10 protein-coding genes are annotated in these 16260 nt (G+C 53.1%); all 10 read left to right on the top strand.

Features of this window, described 5'->3' with window-relative positions; all coding sequences use genetic code 11:
• The first annotated feature begins 16 nt into the window (after positions 1–16).
• The 10 genes from MKY48_RS01890 to MKY48_RS01935 all read left to right on the top strand — a co-directional run bounded on the left by MKY48_RS01890 (position 17) and on the right by MKY48_RS01935 (position 16097).
• Entirely contained in the window at positions 17–2071 is a 2055-nt protein-coding gene (locus MKY48_RS01890) for a YIP1 family protein (protein ID WP_339292146.1), read from the top strand.
• 15 nt (positions 2072–2086) lie between these two features.
• The gene (locus MKY48_RS01895; RefSeq protein ID WP_339292147.1) at positions 2087–4678 is read left to right on the top strand and encodes a DUF5696 domain-containing protein; all 2592 of its coding nucleotides are present in this window, start codon (positions 2087–2089) and stop codon (positions 4676–4678) included.
• A gap of 1 nt (position 4679) precedes the next feature.
• Positions 4680–5576 carry a sugar ABC transporter permease gene (locus tag MKY48_RS01900; protein ID WP_076322535.1) on the top strand — a complete coding sequence of 299 codons (897 nt, stop codon included), beginning with the start codon at positions 4680–4682 and terminating at the stop codon, positions 5574–5576.
• A 106-nt stretch (positions 5577–5682) separates the two neighbouring features.
• Positions 5683–6603: a carbohydrate ABC transporter permease gene (locus MKY48_RS01905; RefSeq protein WP_339292148.1), complete on the top strand. Its 921-nt coding sequence runs from the start codon at positions 5683–5685 to the stop codon at positions 6601–6603.
• A gap of 76 nt (positions 6604–6679) precedes the next feature.
• Entirely contained in the window at positions 6680–8359 is a 1680-nt protein-coding gene (locus tag MKY48_RS01910) for a DUF4855 domain-containing protein (protein WP_339292149.1), read from the top strand.
• 145 nt (positions 8360–8504) lie between these two features.
• Positions 8505–9776 carry an endonuclease/exonuclease/phosphatase family protein gene (locus tag MKY48_RS01915; RefSeq protein ID WP_339292150.1) on the top strand — a complete coding sequence of 424 codons (1272 nt, stop codon included), beginning with the start codon at positions 8505–8507 and terminating at the stop codon, positions 9774–9776.
• Between the two features lie 383 nt (positions 9777–10159).
• Positions 10160–12388: an AraC family transcriptional regulator gene (locus tag MKY48_RS01920; protein ID WP_339292151.1), complete on the top strand. Its 2229-nt coding sequence runs from the start codon at positions 10160–10162 to the stop codon at positions 12386–12388.
• A 175-nt stretch (positions 12389–12563) separates the two neighbouring features.
• Positions 12564–13499: an ABC transporter permease subunit gene (locus tag MKY48_RS01925; RefSeq protein WP_339292152.1), complete on the top strand. Its 936-nt coding sequence runs from the start codon at positions 12564–12566 to the stop codon at positions 13497–13499.
• Positions 13500–13571: 72 nt separating this feature from the next.
• Positions 13572–14438 carry a carbohydrate ABC transporter permease gene (locus tag MKY48_RS01930; RefSeq protein ID WP_339292153.1) on the top strand — a complete coding sequence of 289 codons (867 nt, stop codon included), beginning with the start codon at positions 13572–13574 and terminating at the stop codon, positions 14436–14438.
• Positions 14439–14546: 108 nt separating this feature from the next.
• Positions 14547–16097, top strand: coding sequence for an extracellular solute-binding protein (locus MKY48_RS01935; protein WP_339292154.1), 1551 nt, complete (start codon positions 14547–14549; stop codon positions 16095–16097).
• Positions 16098–16260 lie beyond the last annotated feature (163 nt).

Below are 16260 nucleotides of genomic sequence, written 5' to 3' on the forward strand. Positions count from 1 at the left end.
GGGGGGGACAAAAGGAATGAATCGGATATGGCTGCCGCTTCTCGTTATGCTTGTCCTTGCTCTGGCATCGCCCCCGCTAGCCGATGCGGCTCCCTATTACGGCTATCATTACTCCTCTGACGGAGAGGCCGTTCCGGCTCCGCTGCCGTATATGCCGGATAAGGTCATCTATGGCTCGACTGTGAATGCGGAGGCCTTCAATAATCCGGAGGATCTGTTTGTCGGGCCGGACAGGCGCGTCTATATCGCGGATACGGGCAACGACCGCGTTGTCGTGGTGGACGAAAATTGGCGGCTCGTCCGGATTATCGGTTCCTTCCAGCGCGAAGGCAAGGCCGATGCGTTCAATAAGCCGCAAGGCGTCTTCGTCGACAAGGAGCATCATATTCACGTGGCAGACACGCAGAATGGGCGGATCGTCGAGCTGGACGGGGAAGGGAAGCTCGTGCGTATCGTAGGGCCGCCTGAGTCCGAGACGCTTCGCGCGGATTTTAAATTTTTGCCAACAAAGCTGGCACTCGACTCTGCGGGGCGGCTGTTCGCGGTCAGTCAGGGGGTGTTCGACGGCATCGTAGAATTTGATGCGAATGGGGCTTTCAGCGGCTTTTTTGGCAAAAATCCGGTCCGCTTCAACGCGGCAGACCTGTTCTGGAAGCAGCTCGCGACCGATGCGCAGCGCCGGCAAATGGCGCTGTACGTCCCGATCGAATTCAACAATCTGGCTATCGACGCCGAACAATTCGTCTATGCGACGGCAACGGAGAACCGAACCACGATTGATATGGTGAAGCGACTCAATCCATCAGGTATCAACGTTCTAAGGCAGGATGGCATGATCCCGGTTATGGGAGATTTGCGCTCGACGCGTTCCGGCAGCTTCGGTGGCAGCTCTACGCTGATCTCCATCGATGTTGACGCCGACCAGATCTACCTGGTACTGGACTCCAAGCGAGGCCGCACATTCGCCTACGATTATGACGGGAATCTGCTGTTCCAGTTCGGCCAAATCGGCGATAAGGTCGGCAATTTCCGCGGGCCGGCGGATGTTGCCTGGTTCGGACGGGACATTCTCGTGCTCGACCGCGCACTGAACAGGCTTACGTTGTTCAAGCCGACACGCTACGGCTCGCTTATGCTTGATGCGGCATCGGCTTACTACAATGGCAAGGAAGAGCAAGCGGCAAGGCTGTGGCGCGAAGCGAGCAAGCTTAACGGCAATCTTGAGCTTGCCCATATCGGCATAGGGAAGGCCCAACTGGAGGAGGGGAACTACGAAGCGGCGATGGCGAGTTTCAAGTTCGGCGATTCGCGCCCGTATTTTTCCAAGGCGTTCGCCGGCTACCGCAAAGCGTTCCTGTGGAACAACTTTGCCTGGCTGTTTGCTTGCCTCGCCGCTACCATCGCGGTCTTTGTCCTCGTCAAGCGTTTCGCGCCAAAGCGATCATCGGATGACGAGTATGGGCCAGTCCGCACCGCGCTGCTTACGACCGTCAGACCGTTCAAGCAGTTCTGGGAATTGAAATATGAAGGGAAGGGTAGGCTCTGGGTCGCGTTGACTATCGTCGCGCTAGTCGGCTTCATCTTTGTCCTGCGCGCCTTCTACTCCGGCTATCTCGTCTCGGGCGGGCATTGGGAACGGATCAACAGTGTGAAGGAATTCGCCTTCATCGTTATACCGTTTCTGGTCTGGTGCGTGGCCAACTGGTCGCTGACGACGCTTATGGACGGAGAAGGGACGTTCAAGGAGATCGTTATCGCGAGCGGTTATGCCATGCTGCCGTTGCTGCTGGCCAGCACGCTGCAGCTGGCTTTCGGCTGGATGATTACCTTGCAGGAGTTGAGCTTCTACTCGTTATTTGGAACGATCGGCGTACTGTGGTTTGCCGGTCTGCTGTTCGTGGCCACGCTGACGGTGCATCAGTACACGCCGCTAAAGACTGTCGTGACGATGGTTTTGACGGTCGTAGTTATTGCCATCATCGTTTTTTTGGCCCTATTGGTGTTTAGCTTGATTCAGCAACTGGTTGTCTTTATTTTGACGGTCTACCAGGAATTATCATTACGGATATGAGGGGAGATGCGCTTGATGCGAATGAGCATGCTTTGGCGACGGTTCGTTATCATCACGGTCGGGGTTTCGGCGCTTGCGCTTGTGGCCGCCGTTGTCTTGTCTTCGCTGTCCGCGCCGGACGACCCGGCTGCCGTACTTGCTGAAGCGGAAACCCGGCTCGAGGCGAGCCGAACGGCGGCAGCCGCTTCGGCGCCCGCGCTCCCCTGGATTCAGGATCAGGGCGCCGTTCCGGATGGGATGGAGAAGGCGGCCGAAAACGGCCGGCTGACGCTGTTCATGGACCGGCAGACGACGTCGTTTGCCGTCAGGCACAAGGAAAGCGGCCGATTGTGGCACTCCAACCCCACCAGCCGCGAATCGGACCCAATCGCGTCAGGAGTGCATAAAGATCGGCTGTCATCCCTGTTTTCCCTGTCCTACTTGCTGGATACGGGCCAGGAGCAAGAGTACGACAGCTATGCGGACAGTGTCGCGCTTGGACAGTTCGAAACGGAGCCGATCGAGAACGGGGTGAAGGTGACGTATACGGTCGGTCAGGTCGTCCGCGGGATTGAGTCTATACCGCGAGTGATGACCGGGAGTCGTTTCGAGGAGCGGATTATCAGCCGATTGTCGGACGAACGGGCCGTAAGCGAGATGAAAAAGCGGTTCAAATATGAAGCAGACCGCGATGTGTATACGCGGCGGGAGTTGCCCAGTTTGGCGGTGTCTGCCGTGCTCGACATTTTAGATCAGGTCGGATACGGGGAGGAGGATCTGGCTTACGACGATGAAGAGAATGGTCTGGAGCCGGAAGCGGGCTCCGGACGGCCGCGATTTTCGATTCCGGTCGAATACAGGCTCGACGGGGAGCTGTTTGTCGTGCGCATTGATGCAGGAGCGATTGAGAAAACGGGGACAATGCCGCTGCATACCATAACGCTGCTGGAGTTTTTCGGGGCGGCCGATTCATTGCAGTCCGGTTACATGCTCGTCCCCGATGGGTCAGGAGCGCTGATACGGCTGAACAACGGGCGGACCGTCGAACCACCATACCTCGCTCCGGTGTACGGAGAGGACGGCGCGATCGCCAGGGATGAGAAGCTGGCGGAGCATGAGACGGTCCGACTGCCTGTATTTGGGATGAAGGCGGGTGACGCGGCTTGGCTTGGCATCATTGAGCAGGGTGACGCGATTGCATCCATCAAGGCTGACATCGCCGGCAGGCTGAACGGCTATAACTATATCGCCCCGTCATTCACGCTAGCGAGCAGGGATAAGGTGATCATCGCCGGAAACTCGGCGACAAGCACGAATCCGGTTCACCAGAAAACGCCGTACGGAGGGGACATCGTTGTTCGTTACGGATTTCTGGCGGATGCCAAGGCAGACTACTCCGGGATGGCAGCTTTGTATCGCGACTATCTAGCCGAACATAACCGGCTGCGGAGGCTGGAACCTGCGGCGGACACTCCGTTCGTGCTCGAGCTCGTCGGCGGGATGGAAACGCGCAAATCGATGCTGGGCGTGCCGTATGATGCGGTCACGCCGCTGACGACGCTCGATCAGGCGCTGGAGGTGCTTGCCGCCTTGCGCAAGGAACAGGTGGCAGCCGTCAAGCTGCGTTATATGGGTTGGTTTAACGGCGGGACTCAACATCGTTACCCGTCGCGGGTGGTGGTTGGTGAAGAGATTGGCGGACGGGCGACATTTACCGAGTTCGCGCAGAAGCTGCACGGACAGGGCGTCAGGTTCTATCCGGACGCGGCCTTCCTGAACGTCTATACGGACGGTCACGGATTCCGCGCTGGACGCGATGCGATCAAATACATGTCGCAGAAGACTGCGAGCGTGTACCGTGTCGACAGGCCGAGCTTCATCCTCGACGGGGAGTCCTTCTCCCACTACCCGCTGTCTCCTGTCCGGCTTCCTGCGGTTATCCGCAGCTTCACCAAGGCAGTGAAGCCGCTCGGCATCGGCGGGCTGTCGCTGCGGGATTTGGGCGACACGCTCTATTCCGACTTCGACCAGAAGAAGCCGGCAGACCGGCAGCAGAGCGCAGCGATCGTCGAATCTCAGCTGATTGAGCTGTCCGCGGACTTTCCGGATCTGATGGCGAGCGGCGGCAACGCTTATTTGCTGCCGTATGCGCAGACGATCGTGAATGCGCCTGCGGCTTCGAGCGGATTTAACCTGGAGGACGAATCGGTCCCTTTTTATCAGATGGTTCTTCACGGTTACGCGGATTTGGCCGGCCTGCCGTTCAACCAGGCGGACGACCAGTATGCCCGAAAAAATATTTTGAAGGCGATTGAGACGGGTTCAAACGTTTACTATCGCTGGGTGTACAGCATGCCGTCCGAGCTGAAGTCTCCCGCAGCCCGCGAACTGTACGCGGCCGGCTATGCGGACTGGGTCGAGGAAGCAGCCGCAGCCTACAAGGAAGTGAACGAGGCACTGAAGCCGGTCCGGCACCTGCGAATCTCCCGGCACGAGAAGTTGTCTGAAGGAGTCTACCGGACCACGTATGAGGACGGCACGGCAATTACGGTCAATTACAACGACAAACCGGTTTCACCGGGCGGCTATGCCGTCGGTGCGCTAAGCTATCGGATAGGAGGGAAGTGACATGCGTCATGTCCGTTTCACTCTTCAGCGCAAGAGGGCGCTGATGGGCATGCTGTTTACGCTGCCGTGGCTGATCGGATTCATTTTCCTCTTTGCTGTCCCGTTGGCCCAATCTTTTCAATTCAGCCTGCATGAGCTCAAGCTGGGGGAAAGCGGCCTGGAGCTTGAATATCTGGGTTGGGACAACTACAAGCACGCTTTCTATGTCCATGCGACGTTCAACCGAATACTGACCGAGTCGGTCATCGGAATGGCTGTGAACGTACCGCTTATCATCTTTTTCAGCCTGTTTATCGCCACCGTGCTGAACCAGAGGTTCAGGGGCCGGTCGCTCGCGCGCATGATTTTCTTCCTGCCGGTTATCGTGTCCACCGGCGTCATCTCCAGCCTGGGCTGGGCTGATTACATGTCACAGGCGATCGGGCAGACGCTCGCAGAGGGCGGCTTCAGCAGTCTCGGCAGCTTCGAGCTGAAAGGCATCCTGTACGATATGGGCATGAACCGGGGGCTCGTCAATTATTTGGCGGACGCAGTCGATCGAATCTATGACATCATCAGCTCGTCCGGCGTGCAAATTCTCATTTTTTTGGCAGGGCTACAGTCGATCCCCCCGTCTCTCTATGAGGCATCGCGAATCGAGGGCGCCACAGGGTACGAGAATTTCTGGAAAATTACATTTCCGATGATGGCGCCGCTCATCCTGACCAACGTGATCTATACGATCATCGACTCGTTCCTGAACAGCCGGATGGCCAGCCTGCTGAAGGAAACGTCGTTCAAGCTGTTTGATTTCGGCTTGAGCGCTGCAATGTCCTGGATCTATTTCGGCGTCATCGTGCTGCTGCTTGGTTTGTTCACGGCCGTCATTTCACGCAGGGCGTTTTATTACGATTCATAGCGCTGGCTGCCGAATCGGAGCTGCTGTGAGCTTTAGCCAGCGTGGAAGCTTGAACGGTGCTTGAAGGGAGCTTCCGCAGCTACACTATATTTGGAGGAGGGGCATCATGCTTGTAACAGCCGCCGGCAAAATCAAGGCTTGGTCATGGGCATTGTTCCGCACAGTCCTCGTGATGGGCATCGGCTATGTCATCTTGTATCCGATCCTGTTGAAAATTTCACTTGCCCTTCGGGGAAAAGAAGACATTTACGATCAAACGATCATTTGGTTTCCGAAGCATGCCACCCTCGACAATCTGGTGTTCGTGCTAGACAAAATGAATTACATGGATGCGCTGCTCAATACGATCGGCATCTCGGCCATGGCTGCTGTCCTGCAGACGGCTTCCTGCGCCCTGGCGGGTTACGGCTTCGCGCGCTTGAAGTATCCTGGGCAAGGCCTCCTATTTATGCTCGTTGTCTTCACGATCATCGTCCCGCCGCAGACGATTATGATTCCGACGTACATGCATTTTCGGTATTTCGATCCGTTGGGGCTTGTAGAGCTGTTTACCGGCAGACCGGGTGTCAGCCTGCTTGATACCCATTGGCCGTTTGTCTTGTCGTCCATTACGGCGACGGGGCTAAAAAACGGGCTTTACATTTATATTTTCAAGCAATTTTTCCGCTCGCTTCCCGGAGAACTAGAGGAGGCCGCTCTCGTGGACGGCGCAGGTATATTCAAAACTTTCTATCGGGTTATGCTGCCGAACGCGATGCCGGCGATCATCACCGTCGTGTTGTTCTCATTCGTCTGGCAGTATAACGATTCATTCTACGTTTCGATGTATTTGACGGATACAAAGGTGCTGTCGATGCAGCTTGCGTCTTTGCCCGGTTTGCTGGCTGCGGACTCGCCCGAATATATGCTGACCTCTATTCGGTTGAATGCGGGCACCGTACTGGTGATCATTCCGTTGATGATCTTCTACTTGTTCTTGCAGAAGCATTTCGTCGAAGGAGTCGAACGCTCGGGCATCGTCGGCTGATCGAATGTCATGATGGATACACCCACCGTATTCCGGCTCTGAATGTCGGGTCCAGAATTTATAGGGAGGTAATCTGATGTTTACGAAAAAAAATGGATTTATACTCACGTTCATTGCCGTCATGCTGTTTACCCTTACTCCAAGTGCACTGGCCCAAGAAGAAACTGAAACACCAAGGAATCTGGCGGCTGAATCAAGCTATCAGTACTCAGCGGCTCCGAATGAAAGTTACCCTGACTCCGGAAACGAGTTGACCGATGGGGTATACGAGCCTTTGGAATATGTGAACCCCGGCTGGCAGGGACATCTTCGCGGTATCACAAGAGAAGTGGTGTTCGATTTGCAGGATTTCAAATCCATTAACGCCATCAAAGCGCATTTTATGCAGGACAGCAATGCGGGAATATTTTATCCCGTAACGGTTTCGATGTACGTCTCCGATGATGGCCAAAACTGGGGGACGCTGGCACATCGAAATACACAAATTCCATTGTGGGAGCCGGGACCGGCAACCGAACAGTTCTATATATGGGACGCAGCAGCGGACGGATTGCCGCATCCGAACAAGAACGCTTCATCGGCATATGCGCGTTATGTAAAAATTACGTTTACGACGCAAACGTGGACATTCCTCGATGAAATTGAAATTTGGGGCAAGGACGGCAAAGCGAAGCATGCGGTTCGGATCAAGCATGAAGAGCCGGCTTATTTGGAACCGGGCAAAGATACGAACGGCATCCGCGATCTTGTGTTGCTGTACAATGGCTGGTATCCAAACGGAGAAGGCATTTGGACGAAAGATAAAATTATCCCGTACATTAGTTATGTCGACCAGCAAGGTGAACCGACCGATTGGTTTTATGATGGCGTCCTTTACCTTGGTTTGCTGACCCCAGGCGGGGAACGAAACTTTGGCAGCACGGCTTTATTTGAAGATTGGCAGTGGTACTTGGACACCACGTTTGGCGCGGACGGCGACATGAAGCATTTGAACGATGCGACTGCAGAAGTCGGTCAAAAACTCGGCGATCCAAAGCACCGTACGAAAGTCGTGCTGATGATTCCTAACCCGGACACCGCTACGACGGATTTTGGCGACGTTGATGGCGATGGCATTTCGGAGAACTTCAATCCCGACCAGGTAGGCGCGGAAGCGGCTCTCCATAACAGACAAAAAGCAGTAAGCTGGTATATGGATCAAGTTAAACAAAGATGGTCAGCGGCGGGCTACTCCAATCTCGAATTGTCTGGCATGTACTGGCTCGCCGAAAGCGCGTGGCTCGGTGAACAATTTGATGAACCGTTGATCCGGTATACGAGCGATCTTGTCCATAGCAATCACAAGCAGAAGTTTTTCTGGATTCCGCATTTTTACGCAAACGGCAGCTTCGCTAAGGAACAGCTTGGCTTTGACGCCGTGGCTCTGCAGCCGAATCATTTCTTCAACGAAACAGAAGCGACGCGTCTCGAGGATGCGGCCGGGCTTGCCCGCCAGTATGGGATCGGCGTTGAATTTGAAACGGATGAACGGATGAACACCGATCCGGAGATGCGCAAGCGATTCATCGAATATTTGAATGGCGGCGTCGATTACGGATATATGACCAGTGCCTTCAAGGCTTATTATCAAGGCAATACTTCCCTTCTGGACAGCTCAAGGAGCAGCGATCCGACCGTGCGTTCGAATTATGACTTTATGTATCAATTCGTAAAGGGTACTTATGTGAAGCAAACGGAGCCCGATTCGGCGGAATGAGCGTTGATTTCATATGATACGTTATCAATTCGCTCATCCCACTCTCATATCACGCTCGGCTTGATCAAGTGTCGTCAATATTACAGCTTTGAGATGCACGCCTGAAGTGATGGTTCAAAAAATCATTAGAAAAGAGGTTCGTTGCATGATGGTATGCACCCTCCAAGCCTTGTTTTATCGTCACAAGCGGGTCCGTATTGCAGTTGTTATTGCTGTTTGCAATGCAGCGGTGAAGCTGCTGGCCGGGTTCAGCACTCCAGCATTAGCTAAAGCAAACGTTACAAGTGCGGTGCATGAGGAAACGGTTGATCTGAAGGTTATGACCTTCAACATTTGGCTTGGGGGAGGCGTTGTGTCTTTCGATCAAACCGCCGAGGCGATCCGGACAGCCGGGGCCGATATCGTCGGCATCCAGGAGCCAGGTGGCAATCTTGACGCGCTTGCGCAAAAGCTCGGTTTTTATTATGCCGAAGGCCATAACATCATGAGTCGGTTTCCCATTATCAACGCACACCAGCGAGAGTATGTTTACATCGAGGTCAGGCCGGGCAAAGTGGTTGCGATGAGCAACGTGCATCTGTCTGCGTATCCGTACGGGCCTTATGACATACGGGACGGGAAATCTATACATGATGTGCTGAGCAACGAAAAAAAATATCATATGGCTGAGATGAAGAGTCGGTCCGAAGTGCTGCCGAACCTTGCGAGCCGCGGACTATCGGTATTTCTTACGGGCGATTTTAACGTGCCGTCCCACCTCGACTGGACGAATGCAACAAAAAGCAATCATTTTGGCGTTTCAATCCAATGGCCCGTGTCTGCGAAGCTGCAACAGTTGAATTTCCGCGACTCATACCGTGAAATTCGCCCGAATCCGGTTAAGCATCCTGCCAATACGTGGACGCCGGGGGAAAACGGACAAATCGGCACGAATGAAGTACATGACCGCATCGATTTTGTGTATGCGTCGGGACCATCGACTACGCTGGACAGCAAAATCGTCGGCGAAAACGGGCCCTATTCGGATATTGTGCTTACGCCTTGGCCATCCGATCATCGTGCAATTGTCTCCACATTCCGCACGCAGCTCGCTCCGACCCCCGATTTGTTGAACGGAGTAACGATATGTACAGATAAGCCGGCATATGCTCAAGAAGAGACTATACTCGTAACATATACGAGCGCATCGGGCAGCAAGGATTGGATCGGCATTTACCAGGCAGGTACAATTCCGGGTATCGGCAATCCGTCGATCGTTTGGAAGTATGCAAGCGAAGGGCAGCAGCCGAACGGGACGATCAGCTTCGACTCCTTGAGCCTATCGGCCGGAACTTACGATGCTATACTGCTCACCGACGACGGGTATACTGAATTGGCACGAACGACATTTACAATCGGGTCAAACGCAGGGCGATGAGATGGTGCAGAACGTTGCATTGAGCTGTTCCAAGGCTTCTCGATCTGGAACGTCGCCAATACAAGCTTTATTGCCTTTGTCTTGATTACCACGGAGTAACTTACTCTTGTTGCCACGGACAAAACACCTTCAAGATTGTTTCCATATCTGATGATATGGTTGCATTTACTTGAAGGTGTTTTTATTTGTCTCATTCCCTGGGGCCAGTCCCACCGCATATTCCTGCACTTAACTGCAGATCGTGGACGTATGCTGCAGGCGAATCCGGAGAAATAGAACTTGACGGACAAATGAGAACTAGGCAAACAGAAAAGGGGTGCATTATGATAGGACATATTAGTCATAAGAGAACTGCCATTGACGAAGGGGGACTGAGGGATATTATGTTCAGATCGACATCCTGGCGCATATTTGTGATAAGCGGCATCTTTTTTGCAATCACCATCATACCGCTCTCGTTGTTTCTGGCCAACCGATTTTCTCATTACGCTTATTCCCAGATGGGGACGTTTAATCAGGACCGTATCAACGAAATGGCAGAGCGGGTCGAGTACATCCTGGCTAAGCTGAAATGGTACGGTCTGACCATGTACGAAGATCGTACCGTGCAAAACTGGATGTATGCTTCCCCCGACGATCTGCTGCAGAATGCCAGCGCGATGGGGGTGTTGACTAAATATTTATCTAATGAGCCTTATATTGAAACCGCTTACTTATTTAGCTTTCGTAAACGTGAGGTGATCGACTCCAAAGTTGGGTTGATTCCGTTCGAGGAATTTGCCGATCAGCCGATGCTACAGCGAATTGAGCGTACTCCCGGGGCCTTCCTGCGTTATTTTGACCACCAGATAGGAAATAAATCGTATTTGGCTCTTCAGCTACCCTCGACTCCTGTGCAGAAAAATCGCGATGGGTATCTTGTTGTCCTGTTCGACAAGAAGGAGCTCCAGAAGCATTTGATCTCAAGCGGTGAAAGAGCGGATACGCTGCTTACTATTGTGGATGATCGAGGAAAATGGATTCTGGGGGAACAGGATGAGCGGCTTGAGGAGACCATCTATAACATCCAACCGGGAGTGAAGGAAGGTTCATTCGAGTTGAACAGAGCGGGAGGGGCAGCGTTCGTCAACTACGCCCGAATGGAATCGTCGGAGTGGACTATTATATCTGTCACTGAAATGAAGCAATTTCGCGAAAAGGCAGGGGCGTTCAAAACCGTCATCATCGCCTGCTCACTGCTGCTGCTCATCGCGCTGCTTCTGGTCGCCTATTGGAATTCGCGCCGTTTCGTCGGACCATTCCGTCGGCTGGCGGATCAACTGCAGCGGAAGCTAGGCGTGAAGGGGGAGAACGATTACGGCGTCATCGAGCAGGGCGTCGTTATGCTTCGCGATCATTATCCGCTGATCAAGACCGAATATTTGCGGCAATGGCTGTTGCAGGGCAGGCTGACTGACGGCGCCAGAGCGGCGATTGTCCGCGAATCTTGCCTGCTTGACTATGAGTGGCTTCGATTGGCTGTTATCAAGATTGACTCCTATTATGAGATATCCGAGCGGTATGATTTCGTCTCTCGCAAGCTGCTTAAGTATGCAATCGGCAATATCGCAGAGGAGCTGCTGGGCACACCTGAACGGCCGATCGAGGTGGTCGATTTTGGGACCGACCATCTGGTCGTGCTGGTTGGCACGGTTAGCTCCCTCCCTGATCCCGAGTTGACTAAAGAGCTGAAGGAGCTTAGTCGTCAAGTCACCCGTCACGTAAAGCTGGACGTGACGATCGCCGAAAGCTCAGCGCGGCGTGTGCATGATGATTTACGCAAAGTATACGACGATATGAACGAGCTGACATTATTCAAGTTTGTCAGTGGTGATGACAAAATCTACGTTGAACAAGACTTTGAGCGGTATGCCGATTTACAAGCGCCGATCGACTCCGCCGTGCATGAAAGATTGATCCAGACGATTCGCAGCGGCAAAGAGGAGAAGGTGCTGGCCATGCTGGAGGAGGTGTTTACGCGCCTGCAGACGATGAAGTATACCGAGTGCCAGTTCCAACTGAAGCTGATTCTGTTTGCGATCGTCAAGTCGTTCAGCAAAATAATGTCTATTCAGAGTGTTGAAGGGATTGAGCGCCACTTGAGGCAGTTCGCCACGCTTACCGAGGTCCGCGAATGGCTGAAGGAAGAGACTGGGCGGATTATCCGGCAGCTTAGCGACCAAAAGGGATTCAATCGCAAGGAAAAGCTGATTGGGGAAATCATCGAGTATGTCCGCTATCATACTCATGACCCGTTGCTGTCGGTAGACGATATCGCTGACCATATCGCTTTGTCGGCCAAATACGTCCGGCAGCTGTTTCACGAACAATATGGCATGCCTCTATCGAATTTCATCTTGAACGAGCGGCTCGGGAAGGTTAAGGAGCTGCTGGAGCAGACCAGCATGCAGATCACCGAGATTGCAGAGCAGTCCGGTTTTCAGACGAAAAGCCACTTTTTCACCGCATTTAAAAAAGCGACCGGCATGACGCCAAGCCAATACCGCGACAGCAAGGCGAGCGAGCGGCTGGAGCGGACGACGCGGCAGATAGCCGGGAACTCTGCCAATTAGCAGTCGGGTGAGCGGCGATTGAGAACTCGCCAGACCAATAACAACCGGCGAACGCTCGTGATTTTCGCCACGCGAGAACCGAATCCGGCTAATGAGAACTAGGCAAGCCGCAGCCGTGAATGCTACGATGGCTCCGTTCGAATCCAGCAAGCCCACAAGAAAGGAGGAACGCTTTTTGGAGCGACGGAAAAGGTTCGGGTGGCCGATTGTGCGTGAGCTGTCGCGGAACCGGTATTTGTACTTGCTGGCGCTGCCCGGCATTGCGTTTCTGGTCGTATTCGCGTATATGCCCATGCTGGGGCATCTGCTTGCCTTCCAGAATTACCGGCTATCGGATGGAATATGGGGGAGCGAATGGGTCGGATTTAAAAACTTCGAGTTTTTCTTCAATGGGAAAGACTGGCTGCGGGTGACGCTGAATACCGTTTTCCTGAATGCGCTGTTTCTTCTATCCGGCCTCGGCAGCGCGGTCGTGTTGGCTATCTTCCTGAACGAAATCCGAAACAGGCTGTTCAAGCGAATCACGCAATCCTTTATTTTTTTACCGTATTTTATTTCATGGCTTGTCGTCAGCATGATGGCCTTGACGCTATTCAGCACATCGGAGGGACTGATTAACCGCGCGCTTGTCGCCCTTGGCTACGAAGGAGTGGACTGGTATTTGTCGCCTGGCGTATGGCCGTATATCTTAACCGTGATTAGTGCCTGGAAGATGGCCGGATATAATTCCATTATTTTTTTGGCCGTCATTACGGGCATCTCCGCGGAATATTACGAGAGCGCCCGAATTGAAGGCGCGAGCCGGATGCAGCAGATGCTCTACATAACGCTGCCGTTGATGCGGCCGACCGTGATGGTATTGGCGCTGCTTGGCATTGGCCGTATTTTCTACGGCGATTTTGGCATGATTTACGCGATCATCGGAGATAACGGCGTACTCTTTCCGACGACAGATGTCATCGATACGTATGCATTTCGTGCGCTGCGGCAGCTGGGTAATTTCAGCATGTCGTCTGCCGTCATCGTGTACCAGTCCTGCATGGGGCTCGTCACGATTCTCATCTTCAATGCGATCGCGCGCAAGGTGGACGCGGATTCAAGACTATTCTAAAAGGGTTCGGCGAAACGGGCAGTGGCCCGGTCCATGCGGCCTTTTCGCCGGACAATGTAAGGTGTGATCGACATGAGAGAACGGTTGTTTCTTATTCTGATGTATGCGGTGCTGGGCGCGTTTGCGCTGTTTTGCTTCATTCCGTTCTGGATTGTGTTCATCAACTCGTTCGCTGATGAATCGCTTCTGCAGACGGCGGGGTACCAGTTGCTTCCGAGCAAATTCAGCCTCCATGCGTACAAATTTCTGCTCTCCGGCAAGCAGGTGTTTCTAAGCTACGGCATTACGATTATCGTGACGATCGCCGGCACGGCGCTGGGCGTCCTTTTGACAGCTGCCTATGCGTACACGCTGAGCCACCGGAGAGTGAAGTACCGCAACATTTTATCGTTTTTGACCTTCCTGACGATGCTGTTCGGTGCAGGGCTGGTCGGCTTCTACATGCTGATTGCCAACTGGCTGCACCTGAAAGACTCGGTGTGGGCGCTCATTTTGCCCTATCTGCTTAATCCGTTCTATGCCTTCATTCTTGTCTCCTACTATCGGACGCTGCCGTATGAACTGAATGAAGCTGCGACTGTGGACGGAGCCAATGATATCTTTATTTTCTTTCGGATCATCTGGCCGATTTCGCTGCCTGTAATCGCCACGGTGAGCCTGTTCTACGCATTGCAATATTGGAACGACTGGTATTTGTCATTGTTGTTCATCGACAATTACAAAATGCTGCCGCTGCAGATGATGATACGCCAGCTTATGTCCAATTTGAATGTTATGGCTTATGTGAGCGGGAGCCAAACGCAGTACAACGTCGTCGTGCCGACCTATGGGATGCAGCTGGCGATCGTCTGCGTTACCATTGGCCCGATCGTGTTCGTTTATCCCTTCATCCAGCGCTTCTTTATTAAAGGTTTGACACTTGGATCGGTAAAAGGGTAGAGCGGCAAGCGGGAAGCGCGGTTGACCGGTTCGAGCTTTCGAGCGCTGCTGTTTTCGAACCGGCCCATCCGCCTTTTTTTCTATTTTTTGAAACAGGGGGAATGAACAATGAAAAGACTCTTGTCCATCGCGCTCGTGTTATTGATCGCGCTTGTCGCGATTGCAGGTTGTTCGGGCAAGAACGAAGGGGAAGGGAAGACGCCCGGACCGTCGGGTCAGACCGGAGATGGCGTGAGCGGTGATGCCAAACTTGAAGAGGTCACCTTGAAAATCATGATTCCCGGCGACCGGCCGCCGGATATGGATTTAGTCATCGCCGAAGCAGAGAAGCGAATGAAGGATACGATCAAGGTCAAGCTTGATATCGTGTTCGTGCCTTGGTCCGATCTGGCGCAAAAGACACAGGTGACGCTCGCTTCCGGCGAAAACATCGATCTTATCTTTGATGCGCCATGGCTGCACATCAACCAAATGATTGCAAGCGGTTTCTATGAACCGCTGGATGACCTGTTGGCCCAGTACGGCCAAACGGTGCTGGAGAAACGGCCGCAGCAAATGTGGGACTACAACAAATACGGCGGCAAAATTATGGCCGTCCCGCTCGGCGTCAGCTACATGTCCGGCAATTCCTACATGGTGCGCAAAGACATTCGCGAGAAGCTCGGCGTACCGCCGATCAAGACGTATGATGAACTGATTGCATTCGCCTACAAGGTGAAGGAGCAGAAGAAAGACATCATTCCGATGAGCGCAGGTTCTTACACGTATTCATTCGTCAATCACCATGCGCTGAACGATTACGAAACTCATGTCAGGCCGACCCACGCGCTCGGCAACAGCTTGATGCTCTACTATAAGAACAACGACGGGAAAGTATACAATTTGCTGGAGGATCGGGAACCGATCGGAACGTGGCTGGCGAACACGAACAAATGGTTTAAAGACGGACTGATTTTCAAGGACATTTTGACGACGAAAGATTTCCACCAACCGATCTCGGCAGGCAAAATAGCAATCGTCACAAACGGCGCGTTCGGTATCGGCGATTCCTTCAAGAACACATTTAAGAACAATGTACCGGACGGCGAGCTGGAAACGGTCACCTTCTTTAACCCGGAAAAAGGCGCGAATCTCACCAATTTTAAGCAGTGGAATTTCCTGGCTGTTCCGAAGGTAAGCAAAAACAAGGAGCGGGCGATTATGTTCCTGAACTGGGCGAATGAGAAGGAAAACTACGACCTGCTCTCTTACGGAATTGAAGGGAAGCATTGGGAAGCGGCAGGAGAAGACAAAATGAAAAACCTGGATACATCCGGCTACTCTGCATTCGGCTATGTTTGGCTATGGAATCCGGTCGATGAGCGCAGTGTTGTGGGTGGCGATCCGAAGAATGATGAAATGGATGCCGTGCTTCGCGATGCCGACATGTTCACCACCGATATTTTGGCCGGTTTCGAATTTGATAGTGCCCCGGTGCAAAACGAAATCAGCCAGTACAATACAGTCGATGGACAATACTACACGGCGCTGTTCAACGGGGTGATCGATCCGGACGAAACATTGAAAAAATTCGAAGCGGAAGCTGGCCCTGCCCTCAAAAAAATTCAGCAGGAACTGCAAAAGCAAATCGATGAGTTCCTGGAGGCAAAAGCGAAATAGACCAGAATCAGTACGTGGTGGTGACGGCTTCCTCTTTTGGAGGAAGCCGATCTTATACGCGCTGCTGCTTGCGTATGCCAGATTTTGCGAAAGGGGGGATCCAAATTTAGCGTTCACCCGGAACAGAAATAAGAGTTTAAAGTTTTTGATATTTCTGTACTCG

Source organism: Paenibacillus sp. FSL W8-0187 (genome assembly GCF_037969755.1).
In the GTDB taxonomy this organism is placed as follows: domain Bacteria; phylum Bacillota; class Bacilli; order Paenibacillales; family Paenibacillaceae; genus Paenibacillus_AQ.